The 16,005-nt window shown below is 63.4% G+C and carries 18 protein-coding genes; 6 read left to right on the plus strand and 12 right to left on the minus strand.

All coding sequences use genetic code 11. The features are described from left to right. Positions 1-77: 77 nt before the first annotated feature. The 3 genes from AC1VON_RS27480 to AC1VON_RS27490 all read right to left on the minus strand — a co-directional run bounded on the left by AC1VON_RS27480 (position 78) and on the right by AC1VON_RS27490 (position 2,859). Positions 78-377 (minus strand): DUF1236 domain-containing protein, encoded by a 300-nt coding sequence (locus tag AC1VON_RS27480; RefSeq protein WP_172349448.1) that lies wholly within the window; start codon positions 375-377, stop codon positions 78-80. Between the two features lie 671 nt (positions 378-1,048). Further along, the gene (locus tag AC1VON_RS27485; protein WP_483125520.1) at positions 1,049-1,666 is read right to left on the minus strand and encodes a hypothetical protein; all 618 of its coding nucleotides are present in this window, start codon (positions 1,664-1,666) and stop codon (positions 1,049-1,051) included. A gap of 26 nt (positions 1,667-1,692) precedes the next feature. Next, complete coding sequence (locus tag AC1VON_RS27490; RefSeq protein ID WP_483125521.1) at positions 1,693-2,859, minus strand: YadA-like family protein; 1,167 nt, start codon at positions 2,857-2,859, stop codon at positions 1,693-1,695. Positions 2,860-3,101: 242 nt separating this feature from the next. Here AC1VON_RS27490 and AC1VON_RS27495 point away from each other — a divergent pair, with 242 nt between their 5' ends. Continuing rightward, the gene (locus AC1VON_RS27495) at positions 3,102-4,208 is read left to right on the plus strand and encodes a helix-turn-helix transcriptional regulator (protein ID WP_483125522.1); all 1,107 of its coding nucleotides are present in this window, start codon (positions 3,102-3,104) and stop codon (positions 4,206-4,208) included. Positions 4,209-4,254: 46 nt separating this feature from the next. Here AC1VON_RS27495 and AC1VON_RS27500 read toward each other — a convergent pair whose 3' ends face one another. After that, on the minus strand, positions 4,255-4,470 hold the full coding sequence (locus AC1VON_RS27500; protein WP_483125523.1) for a hypothetical protein: 216 nt from the start codon (positions 4,468-4,470) through the stop codon (positions 4,255-4,257). Between the two features lie 239 nt (positions 4,471-4,709). Here AC1VON_RS27500 and AC1VON_RS27505 point away from each other — a divergent pair, with 239 nt between their 5' ends. Both AC1VON_RS27505 and AC1VON_RS27510 read left to right on the plus strand, forming a co-directional pair. Then, on the plus strand, positions 4,710-5,450 hold the full coding sequence (locus tag AC1VON_RS27505) for a sulfotransferase family protein (RefSeq protein WP_483125524.1): 741 nt from the start codon (positions 4,710-4,712) through the stop codon (positions 5,448-5,450). A gap of 86 nt (positions 5,451-5,536) precedes the next feature. Next, positions 5,537-5,821 (plus strand): hypothetical protein, encoded by a 285-nt coding sequence (locus AC1VON_RS27510; protein ID WP_483125525.1) that lies wholly within the window; start codon positions 5,537-5,539, stop codon positions 5,819-5,821. A gap of 166 nt (positions 5,822-5,987) precedes the next feature. Here AC1VON_RS27510 and AC1VON_RS27515 read toward each other — a convergent pair whose 3' ends face one another. Continuing rightward, the gene (locus AC1VON_RS27515) at positions 5,988-6,209 is read right to left on the minus strand and encodes a hypothetical protein (protein ID WP_483125526.1); all 222 of its coding nucleotides are present in this window, start codon (positions 6,207-6,209) and stop codon (positions 5,988-5,990) included. Between the two features lie 278 nt (positions 6,210-6,487). Between AC1VON_RS27515 and AC1VON_RS27520 the strand changes: the two genes are divergently transcribed. Beyond that, positions 6,488-6,694 (plus strand): hypothetical protein, encoded by a 207-nt coding sequence (locus tag AC1VON_RS27520; RefSeq protein ID WP_172349444.1) that lies wholly within the window; start codon positions 6,488-6,490, stop codon positions 6,692-6,694. Positions 6,695-6,887: 193 nt separating this feature from the next. Here the strand turns inward: AC1VON_RS27520 and AC1VON_RS27525 are convergent, their stop codons facing one another. Continuing rightward, positions 6,888-7,091: a hypothetical protein gene (locus AC1VON_RS27525; RefSeq protein WP_483125527.1), complete on the minus strand. Its 204-nt coding sequence runs from the start codon at positions 7,089-7,091 to the stop codon at positions 6,888-6,890. Positions 7,092-7,488: 397 nt separating this feature from the next. After that, complete coding sequence (locus AC1VON_RS27530; RefSeq protein WP_483125528.1) at positions 7,489-9,072, minus strand: WD40 repeat domain-containing protein; 1,584 nt, start codon at positions 9,070-9,072, stop codon at positions 7,489-7,491. Between the two features lie 335 nt (positions 9,073-9,407). On the opposite strand from AC1VON_RS27530, the gene AC1VON_RS27535 reads away from it, so the two are divergent. Together AC1VON_RS27535 and AC1VON_RS27540 are read left to right on the plus strand one after the other, a co-directional pair. Further along, on the plus strand, positions 9,408-9,497 hold the full coding sequence (locus tag AC1VON_RS27535) for a putative RiPP precursor (RefSeq protein ID WP_483125529.1): 90 nt from the start codon (positions 9,408-9,410) through the stop codon (positions 9,495-9,497). Between the two features lie 30 nt (positions 9,498-9,527). Further along, the gene (locus AC1VON_RS27540) at positions 9,528-9,710 is read left to right on the plus strand and encodes a hypothetical protein (protein ID WP_483125530.1); all 183 of its coding nucleotides are present in this window, start codon (positions 9,528-9,530) and stop codon (positions 9,708-9,710) included. Between the two features lie 111 nt (positions 9,711-9,821). On the opposite strand, the gene AC1VON_RS27545 is transcribed toward AC1VON_RS27540, so the two are convergent. The 5 genes from AC1VON_RS27545 to AC1VON_RS27565 form a co-directional block, all read right to left on the minus strand. Continuing rightward, positions 9,822-10,592, minus strand: coding sequence for an exodeoxyribonuclease III (locus AC1VON_RS27545; RefSeq protein WP_483125531.1), 771 nt, complete (start codon positions 10,590-10,592; stop codon positions 9,822-9,824). 9 nt (positions 10,593-10,601) lie between these two features. Continuing rightward, positions 10,602-11,276: an alpha/beta hydrolase family protein gene (locus AC1VON_RS27550; RefSeq protein ID WP_483125532.1), complete on the minus strand. Its 675-nt coding sequence runs from the start codon at positions 11,274-11,276 to the stop codon at positions 10,602-10,604. A 146-nt stretch (positions 11,277-11,422) separates the two neighbouring features. Beyond that, positions 11,423-11,764, minus strand: a complete 342-nt coding sequence (locus tag AC1VON_RS27555) for a DUF2147 domain-containing protein (RefSeq protein ID WP_483125533.1) — start codon at positions 11,762-11,764, stop codon at positions 11,423-11,425. 24 nt (positions 11,765-11,788) lie between these two features. After that, positions 11,789-12,478, minus strand: coding sequence for a peptidoglycan-binding domain-containing protein (locus AC1VON_RS27560; RefSeq protein ID WP_483125534.1), 690 nt, complete (start codon positions 12,476-12,478; stop codon positions 11,789-11,791). A 9-nt stretch (positions 12,479-12,487) separates the two neighbouring features. Then, positions 12,488-15,976, minus strand: a complete 3,489-nt coding sequence (locus tag AC1VON_RS27565) for a CHAT domain-containing protein (protein ID WP_483125535.1) — start codon at positions 15,974-15,976, stop codon at positions 12,488-12,490. Between the last annotated feature and the right edge of the window lie 29 nt (positions 15,977-16,005).

A 16,005-nucleotide genomic window follows, 5' to 3' on the forward strand; every position in this document is an offset into this window, starting at 1 on the left:
AAGCCCGCCACGGACCGTGGCGGGCTTTTCCCAAGGCTAGACTGGTGTCGCACCCACTGTCATGGCCGCGCCATGGATCAGTGCAGCACCTCGACGATCTGACGCGTATCGGGATCGACCAGCACGGTCTGGTCGTTGATCACGGCGACGCGGTACTTGACGTTCGGCACCTCACGCAATTCTACCTTGTCCGGCACAGGAGAGCCGAGCTTGAGCTCAAGGCCGAGCAGGTTAACCGACGCCAGCGGCTGCTTCTTGACGTATTCACGAACCACCGTCTCCTGCTCGGGCTGAACGACGATTGTGTCGGCCATCGCCACACCCATGCCGCCCATCAGGACGATCGCGGCTGCTGCACTCGAAAGATAATGTTTCACGGTAACCTCCATTTGTATTTATTCAGTAGCCACCCAGGAGAATAACTCAGCCGATACCACGAGGTTCCATCGCAATTTGTGGAATAAATGCGGCATGCCAAACAAACGCCGATTTTATTAGTTTACGCATGAGTTGTATCACTCAGCCTATGGCGAAATATCAAAAATTAATCCTAATATTTAAGACATAAAGCAAAATACGCTTACAACGGAAAGATGCGCATAGGTGCCTCTTCCGTAAACACGATTTACCGATCGCCTTAGCGATAGCTAACGTAAAGAGCGCGATGTCGTTCCGGATGCCGTTGCGCGGTGCGACGAAAAAGGCTCGCGCTGCCGGGAGCAGAGCGAGCCTTAGACGATGCCGGCGGAGGTGGCAGCCTCACCGGTCACACCAGGAAAACGCCGGTGCCGGCATCCGGTTCCAGCCAAGGCGACATGGGCTGCCCTCGATGCAACCACGGCGCCCTGACGACGTTGTGCACGCATTCGAGGAAATCCCAAGCAAGGATATCGCGCCATGGCTCCCCGCCCTCCCGTGACCAAGCATCCCTTCACGCTGATGTTTGTCGTCATCGCGCTGATGGCGCCCTTTGCTGGCCTCGCCTGGCGTACCCGCGAATGGATAGGTTGGTAGGCTTCGCGGCTGTCTGTAAGGCGCGACCAGGAAACTACCGCTTGGTCGTCTTTTTCCCGACGGTGACCGATGGAGCCTCGGGAGGCGGCGATGCTTCAGATGGCTTAGGCTTATCCACCGCCGGCTTGTCCGGTGCCGCCGGCCCGCCCGCCGTGAGGTTGACCGAGACGCCGAAAATCTTCCATTGCCGGTTTACCGGCTCAAACAGCAGTTCGAAATTCACCTGCAGCGGCGCCGAGGGAAAGAAGCCGGCCATGTGCAGCATGCCGTTGGGCTCAATCTGCGGCAGCAGCGTCAATTGCGGTTCGAGCACCGCAACCGCGCTGAAATCGAGCGCCTGTTTGCGCTGGGCGGCGAAGATGTCGCCGAGCCCTGCCGCGCTGTTGGCCTGGAAATTGGGCGAGCCAAGGTCGCGCAGCACGGTGTAATTGCCGGTCTTGTTGGCCTGGTCGAGCGCCAAGAGGACGCTGCGCGTCAAGATCAGCACGCCGTTGCGATCGATCTGGGCCGGCTTGGGCTGGACCCTTTTGTCGGATGTGCCGGACGCTTGCGCCATTGTCGGCGAGGCGACAAGATTTGCCGGCATCGCGAGCAGCAATGCGGCCAGGGCAATGCCTCTCCAGGGCGAAGCTGGCCGGTGGGCAGCGCTCATGACCAACAGCCCGGCTTGGTCCCGAACTACCAGGCGACAGTCACGCCGGCACGCCCGCCAACGGTGTGATTGCCAGCGCCGACGCCGATGCCGCCGCTCAGGATGACGTTTTCGCTGATGCGGGCCTGCGCGCTGCCGGCAAAGGCATTTTCGCCCTGGAACGTGCCCCAGTTCAGCGACACGGCATAGTTCTTGTCGCCGGGAAGGCCGCTGCCGGCCATCGCCAGCGCCATGGCTGTGCCTTCGAAAGCCTTGTCGATCCTGCCATTGACCGCATTCAGCCCGCTTTCAAGGCTGCCCACGCGGCCGTCCAGCAACGCGATGTTGCTGGTATTGGTGGCGATGTCAGCGGTGTTGATGGCGATGTTGGCGGTGTTGATGGATATGTTGCTGGTGTTGGTGGCTATGTCGGCGGTGTTCGTGGTCACTCGCGTGTCGAGCGAGGCGATCTGGGTCGTGTGCTGCGCAATATCGCCCTCATTGTTGGTGATGCGCGTTTCATGGTTGGCGAGTTCCGTGGTGTGGCCGCTGACCGTGCCCTGCAGGGCGCTGATGTCGGAACTGTTCTGCGCGACCGTCGCCGGCAAGGCCGACAGCGTTGCCAGGTCGAATGTAGAGGCAGCCAGATTCCCGGCGCTGTCTGTCGTTACAAAGTAAGTCGTGCCGGACTGGGCGCTGGTGCTGGCTGCCGAAGGCAGGCCGGCCAGCGTGTACGTCGCCTGGCCAGTGCCGATGGCAACCTGGTTATCCCTGGTCGTGGAAACACCCTGGCCCACAGCCGTGGATGCGTCAAAGCTGGCATTGGCACCTTGTCCGATTGCGGTGGCGCCGTTGCCAAATGCGAGCGCATTGTAGCCGACAGCCGTGTTGTTGGCACCAAGGCCGGCGGTCGCAGCCGCCCCAACCGCAGTATTGCCGCCATCGCTAGTGGCCACGGCATTGTTGCCGAATGCGCTGTTGGCCGGGCTGTTGGATGCGAGCGCGCCAGATCCACAGGCATAGGCACCGTCCAGACCGGACCCGTCGCCGCAGTCATCGGCAAGAGCCGAGGTGCCCGAACACAACGCGATGCCAAGCGCGACTGATGAAACATTCAGGAAGGTTCGAGTGGTCTTCGAGCATTCCGAAAAAACGCTGCCACCCCAAACGCCGACCGTAACCGCACCACGCACCACGCCGCACTGCTTCGTCATCCGCAAACGCCCCCGCCTGATCGAAAACCAGATTCGCAATCGACAGGAACCTAGTCGGCGAATCGGATGCCGGCATCCACCAATTGGTGGATACGGCGAAGCTGGAGCCAGTGTATCAACGGGGAATGGGACAAGATCACTGTCCTAACTAGCCAACGTACCCACACTATGCTGTATTTCAGTCACTGGGCGCTTTCGGGGGAGAGCATCGCTTGCCAGATAGGTCTTCAGAACTCACCGACATGATCGGCACCTTCTATGATGCGGTCATTGAGCCCCACCTCTGGCAGAAGGCGCTCGACGATATGCGCCGCCACTTCGGCTTCCATCTAGGCGCAATCTCCGTAATAGCCATGCCTACTGGGAGCGCCGTTGTGCAGGTAACCACCAACATTCCCGACGAGTACCTCGCCGGAATGCAGGCTTACAATAACGACGTGATCGAGCTTTGGGGCGGCGTGGCTCGGATGGCCGAGATGCCGCTGGAGGAGCCCATCCTTCAGTCGCGGATCACAGGGCCGGATGTCTGGGAAGGCAATCGCTTCTATGAGGAATGGGTGCGCCCGCTCGGTCTTGTCGATCAGGTCGGCATCATGTTGGCGCGCGACCGTACAATGGTGGGCAATATCGGGCTTGGCCTGCACGAATCCTCGCGGCCGCTCACGCAGGTGCATATGGACGGCCTGCGCTTCATGGCGCCACATGTGCGGCGCGCGGCGATCATCAGCCGCCTGCTGGACAGTTCGGCTTCGGCTGCCGCGACATTCGAGGCCGCGCTCGACGCAACGCGTTCGGCCGTGGTTCTGGTCGACGGGGACATGGCGATCGTGCATGCCAATGCCGTGGCCCGGGCCATGTTGGGGAACGGTGATCCGATAGCCTCCGTGCGCGGCAAGCTCACCTTGCCGCGCGAACTCGTGCCAAACCGTTTGCAAGCAGCGGTGCAGGCCGCCGCGCGCGCCGAACAGGAACTGGGCCGTCGCGGCATCGGCATCGCGGCAAAGTCCCGAGACGGTACAGCACTTGCCGTGCAGGTGATGCCGCTCGAGAACCGCTCTTTGCGCGGCGGAGTGGACCGACGCGCCGTGGTCGCCGTGTTCATCGGCGACGCCGCCGCTCCCCTCGAAATGCCCGCCGATGCCATGCGCCTGCTCTACGAACTGACGCCTGCGGAGCAGCGCGTTTTCGAACTCGTCGTGGCCGGCGAAAAGACGGCCGCCATCGCACGGACGCTGGGCGTGGCGCCAAGCACCGTTCGCACCCATCTGCTAAAGGTGTTCGAGAAGACCGGGCGTCACTCGCGCGGCGACTTGGTGAAGCTCAGCCGCGAGATCACCCTGCCGGGCTGATTCCGCCCGGCCCGCATGTTCAACGAAACGACAGGCCATGAAAGGCTCACAGCCAGATCCCGTCGCGATGCAGCGGCGGGACAGCGTCGACCTGACCGTGGCGTGTCGCATTGCGCGCGCCCCTGTAGATCAGCCGCACGACGAGCACCACATAGCCGACCTGCAGGACAAGCAGTGCTGCTATTGTCCACGCAAGCGCCTGCCAGAAAGAACCGGTGGCTATATAGGTCCATACCGCGACAATGATTGAAGTGGCTGACATCCCAACGAGAAACTGTCCAAAGTACATTGATTCCCAAAGTCGCCGAAACCGCCCCGGTTCGCACGACTCCCTGCCCGAATTCCCATTTTCCCGCACACAACGCTCCATTGTTTTAGCAAAATCGCAAGTATGTGGTCGACCGGTTGGGCAACGGCTATTGCGCGTTGGCCCGGTCCGGCGCAATTTGATGCTCACGGACTGAGATAACGCAGAAAATAAGTCTGCGGGGGATGGGGGAAATGACGCTCAAACTGATTGGGGCCGGTTTCGGCCGCACAGGCACGTGGTCTACTTTTGTTGCGCTGAACAGGCTCGGCCTGCCCTGCTATCACATGCAGGAAGTAATCATGAACAAGGCCAACAAGGGCCATCTCGATTTCTGGCGCAAGGTCGCCAACAGCCCGCCCGGCACCCAGCACGACTGGAACCGCGTCTTCGCCAACTATACGGCGACCGTCGACAACCCGGGCTGCTGCGTGTGGAAGGAATTGCTGGCCACCTATCCCGATGCCAAGGTGCTTTTGACCTTGCACCCGCGCGGCGCCGAGGCGTGGTACGAAAGCACCATCGACACGATCTACTTCACCGAGAATGTCTGGCAGTTCAAGATCCTGGAATGGCTGACGCCGTTCGGGCGGAAATTCGGCGACATGTCGCGCAAGTTGATATGGGGCCGCACGCTGGACAGGGTGATGGGCGACCGCGCCAAGGCCGTGGCGCGATACAACGCCTATATCGAGGAGGTGAAGGCGGCGGTGCCGCCGCACAAGCTGCTGGTCTACAAGGTGACCGAGGGCTGGGCGCCGCTCTGCGAGTTCCTCGGCGTGGCGCTGCCCAACGATCCCTTCCCCAATCTCAACGACCGCGAGACGATCAAGAAGATCATCCGCGACATCATCAAGGGGTCGTACATCATGCTGGGGCTGGCGATCGCCGCTGTGGTGGCGGTGCTTGCCGCACTGTGGTGGTGGCTGGGGTAGCTGCGCCTGGACCCCGCGGTCCGAAGCGGAACCAACAGCTGTATCCCGAGTTTCGCCTTCAGTCTTTCATGGATTGGAGTCCAAGCATGGCACGGCGCAGCAAACCACGCACCGACGATGACGACGGCCCTGATGTCGAGGGTCCGACCATCGCGCAACTGGACTGGGATGCCGTCAAGGGCGGCCAGATCCTGCCGGATTCCGTCTCCGAAAACGGCGACATGCGTTACGGCACGGAAAAGGATGGCGAGCTGCCGGACGAAGACGACGACAACGCCAATCAGGACAGCGACGACGCCTTGCCCGACGACGAGGAAGAAGCCGCGATCAAGCGCCACCCGACGCGCGAGGGTCGGTTCGACGAGACGTGAGGGCTGCAATCACCGGCCCTTTTCAGAGCTGCAAGCACCTCTTCCCGCAATTTCGGCGTAGGCCCTTGCAGCTGACCCCACTCCCGCAACAGTCGTGTGGGATGCATCTTGAGTTTCGAAACGAGCGAGTGTGCCTGGCCGCGGGAAACGGCGATGTTCAGCAAGTTCATGGATCTTTGCGGGCGGCTGCGGCAATCCAGGATTTTCCTGCTTCGCCTGCAAGCCGGTAAGCCTCTTCAAATGGGTCCGCTTCCTCGCGGACTTCCGGCATCGGCATCGGCATCGGCATCGGCTGGGGTGCCGCATGACGACCTGCCGCGCAAGAAGCCCTATAAATTCTTTGTCCCTGGGCTGCGGCCTTTGCCTGATGAAATGTGGCGAATTCCACCTCGCAGCCACATGTCGCCGGCTGATAATTGCCCTTCCCAACACCCTTCTGCCTCTCGGGAGGGCAAGGGCATTATATCTCCTTTGGCTAAAATAACGGAACGTCCAATGGACATTGCCGGAACCGAACAGGGCCTCCCGGACCTTTGCTACAGATACCCAAGACCTTGGTCCTGCAAGGAAACGCAAAGGGCCGATGACGCTCCTCATCGGGAACATCCCGCCTCTGCCATCGTTTGCCGCAAGGTCCCCAGACCGGATCATTTAGGAGGAAAAGCGATGTCACATCGGTCCATCATCACCAGGACAGGCCACGGCCCCGGTACGGCGATCGCCGTGTTGATGGTCGGGCTGATGGCGGTGGGAATTGTGTTCCTCGTCCTTGGCGGCGCGCTCTACTTCGGCGAGGCGTCTTCGGACTCACACGCCCTGTCTTCGGTGCCGGCGCGATCGTTCCAGCAAGCTGATCGCGGAGCGGCGAATTGATCGATCCGCGCTTCGGAGCGCCCTCTCGCCTCATGTCAAGGACGCCGCCTCGGCGCGCCAGTATCGTCTCGTCCATGGCCACCGCCTTGTCCCGGCGATAGACCGTGCGGTCCTTCGGCACGGCTACCACCGCCTCGGGCACATGCAGCGCCCGCATGGCCACAAAATCGGCCTTGGCGCCAACCATGATGCCCTAATCCACCACCACATCGAAGGCAGCAGCCAGGTCGCGGTCCTCGTAGAAGCCGGAGCGGTAGAGAAATTCGCCAGCGACCCATCGGCCAGCTTCGCGTTGCGGAAAATCGTCAGTTGGCTCACCGGTCCTGTTGAAAGCGCCAGTCCTCGCCGCCCGCGCGCCGCGGGTCAATGCGGCGGAGGCGAGAACTGTTTCACGCAACAGCCCGGTCGGGAACCACGTCTTGGCTCCTGCCTATTCCGCTTTCGCGGAAGTTTCGGCGGGCGCCGCGATATGCAATGATGCTGTCGCGGCGGTACGAGCCGCCCTGGTTGACGCGGGCGCCCAAGCACACCCCAACAATGCGCCCCCCCGCCCGCGTCGGCCACGGCAAGCGCATGGCGCCAGACGACGCCGCCGCGCGACGTGACGATCGCGATAGTCCAACATTGCGGAGCAGATGCTGCCGGCAATCCAGCAAAAGCCGATCCACCAATTCATCCAGGCGTCTTATCGGACCAATCGTCAGCTCGGAATTAAGCCGTCGTTGTATACACAGTGACAAATCGTCAAGGCGCGAGCCGAACATGGCTTGTCTTGCCCTCGGCCTCTCCAGCCCTCACTGCGGCGCACCGGCAAACAGCACCACGCCGTCGCCGCCGGCCGCCGGCCAATCCCTGATAGTGCGGTCGTAGCCGCCGGTCAGCACCGTGCCGTCGGGGGCGAAGGCCACCGCGTAGATCGGGCCGGTCTGGCTGTCGAACATCGCGATCTGGTTGCCGGTTTCCATGTCCCACAGGCGCGCCGTGCCATCGAGCGAACCCGACAGCAGGCGCTTGCCGTCCGCCGACAGTGCCACCGTGTAGACCGTGCCCTCATGGCCGTCGAAGCGCTTCACCTCGCGGCCGCTGTCGAGATCCCAGACCTTGATCGTCAGGTCGCCGCTGCCGGTGATCAGATGGCGCCCGTCGGCGGTGAACACGGCGCCATAGGTGCCTTGCTCGTGGCCGTGCCAGCTGCGCAGCTGCTTGCCGCTTTCGACGTCCCAGAGCTTCAGCGTGCCGTCGATGCTGCCGCTGAGCGCCTGCTTGCCGTCGGGTGAGACGGCGACCGCGCTGATCGACCAGTCGTGCCCGGTCAGCACATGCAGCACCGAATTGTTGACGAGATCCCAGACGATGACGTTGCCGGTATCATGTCCGCTGACGGCACGCTTGCCGTCCGGGCTGATCGCCAGCTTATTGACGCCGCCATTCTGGCCGGCCTGGAAGACATGCAGCACGGCGCCATCGGCAAGTTTGCGCAGCACGATCTCGCCGTCGTCGCCCCCCGTCAGCGCGCTGACGCCGTCGGGCATGTAGAGCGCGGTGCGCGCCATGTCCTTGTGGACGCCGAGGTTGCGGATCAGGTGCTTGCCGCCCATGTCCCAGAGCTTGATCACATGGTCGGTGCTGGCGCTCATGATCGATTGGCCATCGGGCGCCACCGCCAGCCACACGACCGCGTCGCGATGGCCATCGGGCTGCGTCGGAGCCGCCGGTGGCGGCGGCGGCAACGGCGCCACGGTGGGCGGCGGAATGACCGCAACCTCCGGCGGGGCGACGGGCGCCGGCGCCGGCGCGGCCATGGGCGGTGCTGGCGGCGCCGGTGCCGGCGGCGGATTGGCGGCTACCGGCGGCGGAGCTGGTTGCGGGGCTGGCGCGGGAGCCGGCTCCGCTGCCGGTGGCGCGCTGGCCACATCCTGGCCTTCTGGTTCACCGGGTTTGGGTTCGGCAAGTTTGGGTTGATCTGGCTTGGGTTCATTGGGCTTGGGCTCGCTCGGCTGGCTGGCCACGTCGCCGCCATCATGCCACGGGCCGAACCGGTCGGCGGCCAGCGCCGCCAGCACAACCAACGGCAAGGCGAAGAACACCTTGCGCAGGCCGGGCCTGCCAGTCTCCCGCACCTCGGCCGTGCGGCCGAACAGCGGCGCCCCGGCGGCATGCGCCGGCCGCCCAGGCAGAAGACCGGCCCAGAACAGCAAGGCGCCGACCAGGCAGGCTAACGCCGCCACGGAGAAAGCCGCCAGCCGGGGCAAATTCGCGCCCGGCCCGGAAAAGCCGTGCAAGGCGACAGCGCCGATCAGCGGATAGATCAGCGCCAGGCAGGCGATCGCAAACGCGGCAAGGACAAGCGCAGCCAACCTGTCAGCCAATCTGTTCATCGCGCTCCCCCCTCGCCGGGCTCTCGGGCGACACTACCAGCGTCAACCGTCTATCGCAAAACGCATCCTGTGCCTGCATGCGACGGATGGATGCGTCTAAAACCTTGAAGAAGATCGGTTAGTGACCTCGATCAAGAGAGCAGTTCGAAGCTGATCGCGATCGCCCGCGTCGCGGCGCAAAAATGTGTTCTTCGGCTTGATCAGGCGCTACAAAAAGAACCGATGTCAATTTACCACAGTCATCACCGATACGCGTTGGACTATCCCCTGCGAAATATTGACACCAGGCGGCACTGTGTCACTGTCGTGCTGGGATATAGTGGAGAGTCTGCATTATGAAGAAAATTTATGAACGGCCGGTATTGGTCAAGAAGGGCAATCTGAAATCCGTCGTCGCGGTGACGCCGTCGATCCAGCCGCAATAAGAATATCGCGTCTTCGCCGGGTTTTCCGGTATGGCCCTGGCTGTCAATGGTGTTGATTTGACGGCTTTAATTGATTTACGCCATCACCATTGTCGAGAGCTGGAATATGAAGAAGACCTATGTACGGCCCGTCCTGGTCAAGAAGGGCAATTTGAAATCGGTCACGGCGACCGCCTCGGCTCCGCCGGTCTTGGATTGACCCTCGGAACCTGATCAACCAACACGACCGGGCCTGGATTGACGGCGGGCACGGATAGGCCGCTGGAGATTTTGTAGGCTACGTGTTGGCGCTGCCTGTTCGTGTGACGATTGTCGCGCGGCCGCTCACTTCAACTCCACCCAGACCGGCGCATGGTCGCTGGCGCCGTCCTGCCCGCGCACGTCGCGGTCTATGCCCGCCCCCTTCAGCCGGCGGACGAGCGTCTTCGACAGCAATATGTGGTCGAGCCGCAAACCCGCATCGCGCGGCCAACGGTTCCGGCGGTAATCCCAGAAAGTATAGAGCGTCTCCTTCGGATAGACCTTGCGCAGCGCATCCGTCCAGCCCTGCTCGATGAGGGCGGCGAAGGCGGCGCGGCTTTCCGGCTGCACCAGCGCGTTGTCGTCATAGGAGCGGGTGGCATAGATGTCGCGCGGCTCGGGCACGATATTGTAGTCACCGGCCAGCACGACAGGCAGGCCGGTGCCGAGAAGCTGTTCGGCATGCGCCTCCAGGCGCTTGTGCCATGCGAGCTTGTACTTAAATTTCGGCCCCGGCTGCGGATTGCCGTTCGGCGCGTAGAGGCAGGCGATGACGATGCCGTTCACCGCTGCCTCGATGTAGCGGCTTTGCTTGTCGGCATCGTCGCCGGGCAAGGCATCGCGGGTCAGGACGGGTTCCGCGCCGCGCGCGAGAATGGCGACGCCGTTCCAGGTCGGCTCGCCCCTCCACACCGCGCCATAGCCGGCGTCCGCCAGCGCGGTACGTGGGAACTGCATGTCGCGCGCCTTGAGCTCCTGCAGGCAGACGACGTCGGGTTCTGCCGCCGCCAGCCAGGACAGGAGGTTTTCCAGCCGGCTGTTGATGTTGTTGATGTTGAAGGTGGCGATTTTCATTTCGGTTCGTCATCCTCGGGCTTGACCCGAGGATGACGAAGTCGATGGTTGCACCATCCAAACCTTCACCGCCTCCGCCAGCGTCTTCAGATGATCGGCCGCCGAAAATCCCGAAATGCTCTTGCGCGGCTTGAGATCATGGTCGCCATCCTCGAGCCAGATCACCTCGATCGCATCGGACAACCCATAACCGGCCACCTCGTCGCGCGTGCCGAACTCGTCGCGCGTGCCTTGAAAAATCAGCGTCGGCGTCTTCAGCCCTATCAGATGCTTCGTGCGCAACTGGTCAGGTTTGCCGGGCGGATGGAAGGGATAGCCGAGGCACAGCAGGCCTGATATTTCGCCCTTGGCGAACATCTCGTCCGCGACCATGGAAGCGACGCGCCCGCCCATCGACTTGCCGCCGATGATAAGCTTCCCGGTCACGCCCCTGGCGCGCAAGTCGGCGATCGCCTTGATGTACTCCGGATTCACCGTCTCGGCGCGCGGCGGCGGCTTGCGCTGGCCGTAGCGGCGGGCCGCCATATAGTGGAATTCGAAGCGCGCCACCTGGAAGCCCGCGGCGGCCAGCGCCTTGGCGGTGGCGGTCATCGAGGGCGAATCCATCGACGCGCCGGCGCCATGCGCGAGCAGGATGGTGACGGGGGCGGTGTCGTCGCCGTCGAAGAGGAAGGTGGTGGGCATCAGGCGGGAACTCCCGGAAGAGAAGAGACAATCCGCTTCGACATGCTTTCTATCACATGCCCTCGCTTTTGCCCGCCGCGGTTGCGCCGTGATGACGAAAAAATCGTCTTCCTGGCACGGTGGATGGCATCGCGTGCCTACCCGCCTCAGCGCCGCGACCAGATTTCCGTCTGGCAGAAGATCTTGAGCGCGCAGCCGGTGAGTTTCAGGGAATTGCCCTTCAGCGTCGCACGGCCCGAATATTCCCTCTCGTCGCGCGGATCGGTAACCGTGCCGGAATAGATGCCCTTGCCCGACGCCTTGAGCCGGCCGATCTCCTTGCCCGGCCAATCGCCGGTCTTCATGACGATGCAGAATTGATCGCCGCAGCCGTTGATCGTTGCGATCGACGTATCTGATGTCTTCCACTCTCCCTCGATCGGATCGGCCAATGCCATGGCGGGCGCGAAGACCACGGCGAGCAGAACTGACAGTCGCAACAATTTCATGAAGCATTTTCCTCTTGCAAGTTTTTAGCAGCCCGTGCCGACGAAGCCCGCCGAAACCAGCGTGGCCGATGTCGCCTCGTCTATGATCCCGCTCTGCGTCAGCCCGTATTGCCGCTGGAAGCGGCGAACGGCCTCGGCCGTGGCCTCGTCATAGACAGTGTCGGGGAATTCGAGCAGCAGCCCCAGCCGGCTGAGCAGCCGTTCGACCCGCTTGACGCGCGGCGAGATGTCGCCCGGCTGGAGAGCCGCGAACACATGGTCGGGCAAGACCTTGCACTGCTTGTTTCCCTCATCCCGGGAGACCCTGAATTTGCCCACCAGCGAGGCGAGGTCAGGCCCCGGCTGCACCGTGAAAAGACTCTCCGAACCGGTCATCGAGTAGATCAGCGAGCTGTCCAGTTCCCACGCCCCGTCAGGCGTCGACGAAACCGTGACGTGGCCTCCGTCGCAATCGATCTGGCATTCCAGCTTGCCCTTGACGAGATAGCACTTGGCACTGGTCTCGAACTCGGTGTTGGGCACATCCCACTCGGTGAACGAGATCCTAATGATGTCGTCTTGCAACTGCACGGCCATGTCCTTCACAGGCCCGTCCTTGCGGTCATTGTGCAGTGTCATGCATTGCCCGGACTCGAACTTGTCCGCCGCCCGCGCGATTTTCGGAACCAATCCCAGCATGACCATCGCCAGCATCATTGAAAAGATACGCGTCATGCTCATCTCTCAACGCCAGTTGCCGGTGAGCAGGAAGGGCGCCCAGTAGTAAGGGTGCGAAAGCCCGCCCTGCGCATCCGGCGGCACCAGCGAAATGGCGCCGCGCGCCGCGGTCTCGGTCACGATGCTCGGCCCCGCCGCGATATCCGTCGACCCGATCTTGCCGGCGATGAACTCGCGCTGTGTCAGCGCCAGCGCCATGGCCTTCGACATATTGCCCCGCTCGCGGATCTCGTAGAAGCGCTGCATGCTGAGTGCCGTCGAGGCATCGTCGACCGGCCACAGGCTGGCCAGGATCGCGCGCGCGCCACGGCTGCCGGTCAGCATGGAAAGGCTTTCGAGCTCGCGCCCGTCGAGACCCGGATCGACATAGCCGGTCTCGCACGCGGAGAGCGTCAGCAGGTCGACGCGGCCGAAATCGAAGGCGCGCCGATCCTTCTTGATATCGCGCAGCGACAGTTTTTCGCCCGTGCCGAGCAGCAGGAAAGACGCCCCATCGCTTCCCGCCAAGTTGAAATGCGAGGAGATATGCACGACGCCGAGGCCGGCCGGCGAGCGCGCGCCGATGCGCAGCGCATCGGCCAGCGCGTCCTTGTTGAACGCAGCATCGAAGACGGCGCGCCCCTCGAAAAGGCCGTATCCGTCCTTGCCCTTGATGATGCCGTCGATCTCGGCTTTGACGCCCGGCAGCGCCTTGAACCCATCGGCAGCGCGCGTCATTCCAAGCGCGGCGAACGGAATGCCGGTCGTCTTCCTGCCGGCGATCTCGTAGCCGGCGTCGGACAGCATGGCGAACTCGAAATGCTCCACGGCATAGCCCGTGCCGTCATAGAGCGCGGCGAAGGGGATGTAGCGCAGGCGGCGGTCCGGCGACAGCAGCACAAGCTTGGTCTGGACCGCATCTAGATCGGCCCTGAAGGGGGCGATAAGCAAGTCGTAGAGCCTGCGCGCCTGTGACTTCGGGTCGCGCGACGGCGACGTCATCGCGAGGTGCAGCTTCTGTATCTCTTCATTGAGATGCGCCTCAGAGAAGGGCTGGCCGTCCCATTGGTCGATCGTCACGCTTTTGCGGTCATAGGCGGTCGTCAGGATGATGTTCAGCCTGTCGGGAAGAACAAGATAGTGCAGCACCGCCGGCTGCTCGGGTTCATCCCTCAGATAACCCTGCAGCGATCCGAGCGCGTCGATCCGCGCGACCTCCTCGCCGCGTCCCAGCGCCTCGGCCTTTTCCACGATGGCGTCGAGCGCCTTGTCATAGGCGGCGTCCGCCTCGGCGAGCCTTGCTTGAAGCGTATCGAGCTCTTTCGTCTCCGCGTCGTTGAGGCCGCCCTGGCCGCGCTTGACAATCAGTTCCTCGGAACGCCTTGCATCCTGCGTCGTCGGCGGACGCAGCGTGTCGATCGCCGCCTTCAGCCCGCGCTCCGGCTCGGACAGCGGCAGCGTATCATAGGAACGGCCCCGGAAATCGGCATCGCGGTCGACGAACTGGAAGGCCTCGAAATCCTTCAACATGGCAAGCACGGACTCGGCTTCGGCAAGACGGTTCTGGCGCACGAAGAAGTCGGCAAGCCAGCGATAATTGTCCGCGACCAAGTCGCTGAAACATGTCTGCAGATGTTCGGGCAGGGTCGACAGCGCCGAGCGCACCGTCTGCAGCGTGTTGACCGCGTCCTTGGCCAGCACCATCGCCACGTCATTCGAGCCCAGGGCCAGCGTCCGTTCGCTGGCCTTGGAGAGCAGGCAGACTCGCGTCAGGTCGCGCTGCAGGCTTCCCTCGGAAAGCCCCGCGATCTCGTTGAGCTGAAGTTCGGCCGAAAGCGCCGTCAGTTCCATGCGGAGTGCCTCTTTCGGCTGCTCTACCTGCTTGAACGCACCCGACAGATCGCGTGCGGCGTTGACGAAGGCGCGCGACAGGCCGCCCTTGGCGGCAACACGCCCGAAAGCCGCGCGGGCATCGTCGAGCGGAGGCACCGTCGGCTCGCGCTTGCCAGCCGAACCGCGCTGCATCAGCGTATCGAGGAAGGCCATCGCCTCCTCGTCGCCATTGTCCGCCAGGAAGGTCAGAAGCGGTACGAACCCTTCCGGTAGCGCCTTTAGGTTGCCGGCGTCGCGGGAAGCGACGAGGCGCCGGAAGGTGGGCGTCCGGGCATGCTGCTCGCTCGGACCGGTGACCTGCGACATTTCAAAGCTTGTCGGTCGGATCCGGCGGGCCCGCGCCAGCGCGCCGTCGAAGTCGCCATACGCGGCCAGAATGTCGACCAGCTCGTTCGAATCGAGCTCGGTCAGCTTGGCGAGCCCCGGCGCCACCGCTGCAAGGTCGAGCCGGCCCGAAGCCATGGCCCGCGCGGAGCTTTCGCAGGCATACTGGTCGTCCTTGCAGACACGCTTGAGCAATGCGGCGGCCGCGACCGGCACCGCCCTTTCACCGTCCCTCTGGCGGGCCTCCTCGAGAGCCGCGGCGACGAAGGAATCGATGTGCTCCGTCCCACCCGCGCGCAGGCGTTCCAGTCCTTCATTGGGCTGCTGCGCAAGATCGGGCCGGGCGCGCAACAGGAGGTAGAGCTCGTAGCCGGCGTCCTGATTGCCGAAATCATGCGCCAGGCGAAGCCATTCAGCGGCCCTGTTGACGTCTATGACGCCGCCGCATCCGCTGCAGAGATTGACCCGCGCCAGGGCGAGCGCGAAGTCGGGCGCCACCTCCGCCACGTTCATGATCGCGGTGGCCGCCGCCTCTGATGACAGCGCCAGTCCGGGCGACATCATCCGGTTGGCCATAAGCAGCGCCGCCGCCGTCGGTCCCTCGGAGGCGCGAAACCGCCCGGGCTCGGACAGGAACCGCTGATAGAGGGAGAGCGCCATGGAAGCGCCCGCGCGCGTCTCGTCCGTCTCGGCCATGCGCGCCAGCTGGTAGATGGCGAAACCATCGCCGGCATCGGCGGCACGTTGCGCCCACCGCCTGGCGGCCGCCTTGTCCTTCTCGACACCGAGACCCTCCTGATACAGGAAGGCCAGGCGCGATTGCGCCAGCGGACTGCCGGCCTCCGCCGCCATTTCGAAAAGGCGCGTGGCGGCGACAGCATTGCGGCCATCGACCGTCCCCTCGAGCAAGCGTTCCGCTACGGCGACCTGCAACGCCGGCGGGGCGGGCCGCAACGCCTGCATCCCTGCCTCATAACGACCGGCCAGCGTGGCAACGCGGGTGAGAGTGGCGATGTCGGCGACGCTGACCTGCTCCCAGGAGTGGGTGACGAAAGGCCCTGCCGAGCCCAGTTCCGCATCCTCGTTTTCAGGGCTGGCGGCGCCCGGCTCCTGCTGTGCGCCCTCGTCTGCCGGCATCCATTTTCCGGCAGCGACCTCACCGCGCACGAAGAACGTGACGGCGTCGGCGGCAGAAGCCGGCTTATCCAGTGCCTCTAGGTAACGCTTGTAGAAAATATCCGAACCGGAGGGCGTCGAAAAATCTTCGACCGCATCGCTTTGAGCCTGCGACGCACACATCCAGCAAAGCACCAAAAACGGCGCCAGCA

It is taken from the genome of Mesorhizobium sp. HAY1-8B (assembly GCF_056868045.1).

Coding starts and splice junctions, on each gene's coding strand:
- AC1VON_RS27485 (WP_483125520.1), bottom strand. CDS start 1,666: ATGAGCGCTGCCCACCGGCCAGCTTCGCCCTGGAGAGGCATTGCCCTG.
- AC1VON_RS27490 (WP_483125521.1), bottom strand. CDS start 2,859: ATGACGAAGCAGTGCGGCGTGGTGCGTGGTGCGGTTACGGTCGGCGTT.
- AC1VON_RS27495 (WP_483125522.1), top strand. CDS start 3,102: ATGATCGGCACCTTCTATGATGCGGTCATTGAGCCCCACCTCTGGCAG.
- AC1VON_RS27500 (WP_483125523.1), bottom strand. CDS start 4,470: ATGTCAGCCACTTCAATCATTGTCGCGGTATGGACCTATATAGCCACC.
- AC1VON_RS27505 (WP_483125524.1), top strand. CDS start 4,710: ATGACGCTCAAACTGATTGGGGCCGGTTTCGGCCGCACAGGCACGTGG.
- AC1VON_RS27510 (WP_483125525.1), top strand. CDS start 5,537: ATGGCACGGCGCAGCAAACCACGCACCGACGATGACGACGGCCCTGAT.
- AC1VON_RS27520 (WP_172349444.1), top strand. CDS start 6,488: ATGTCACATCGGTCCATCATCACCAGGACAGGCCACGGCCCCGGTACG.
- AC1VON_RS27530 (WP_483125528.1), bottom strand. CDS start 9,072: ATGAACAGATTGGCTGACAGGTTGGCTGCGCTTGTCCTTGCCGCGTTT.
- AC1VON_RS27535 (WP_483125529.1), top strand. CDS start 9,408: ATGAAGAAAATTTATGAACGGCCGGTATTGGTCAAGAAGGGCAATCTG.
- AC1VON_RS27540 (WP_483125530.1), top strand. CDS start 9,528: ATGGCCCTGGCTGTCAATGGTGTTGATTTGACGGCTTTAATTGATTTA.
- AC1VON_RS27545 (WP_483125531.1), bottom strand. CDS start 10,592: ATGAAAATCGCCACCTTCAACATCAACAACATCAACAGCCGGCTGGAA.
- AC1VON_RS27550 (WP_483125532.1), bottom strand. CDS start 11,276: ATGCCCACCACCTTCCTCTTCGACGGCGACGACACCGCCCCCGTCACC.
- AC1VON_RS27555 (WP_483125533.1), bottom strand. CDS start 11,764: ATGAAATTGTTGCGACTGTCAGTTCTGCTCGCCGTGGTCTTCGCGCCC.
- AC1VON_RS27560 (WP_483125534.1), bottom strand. CDS start 12,478: ATGACGCGTATCTTTTCAATGATGCTGGCGATGGTCATGCTGGGATTG.
- AC1VON_RS27565 (WP_483125535.1), bottom strand. CDS start 15,976: ATGTGTGCGTCGCAGGCTCAAAGCGATGCGGTCGAAGATTTTTCGACG.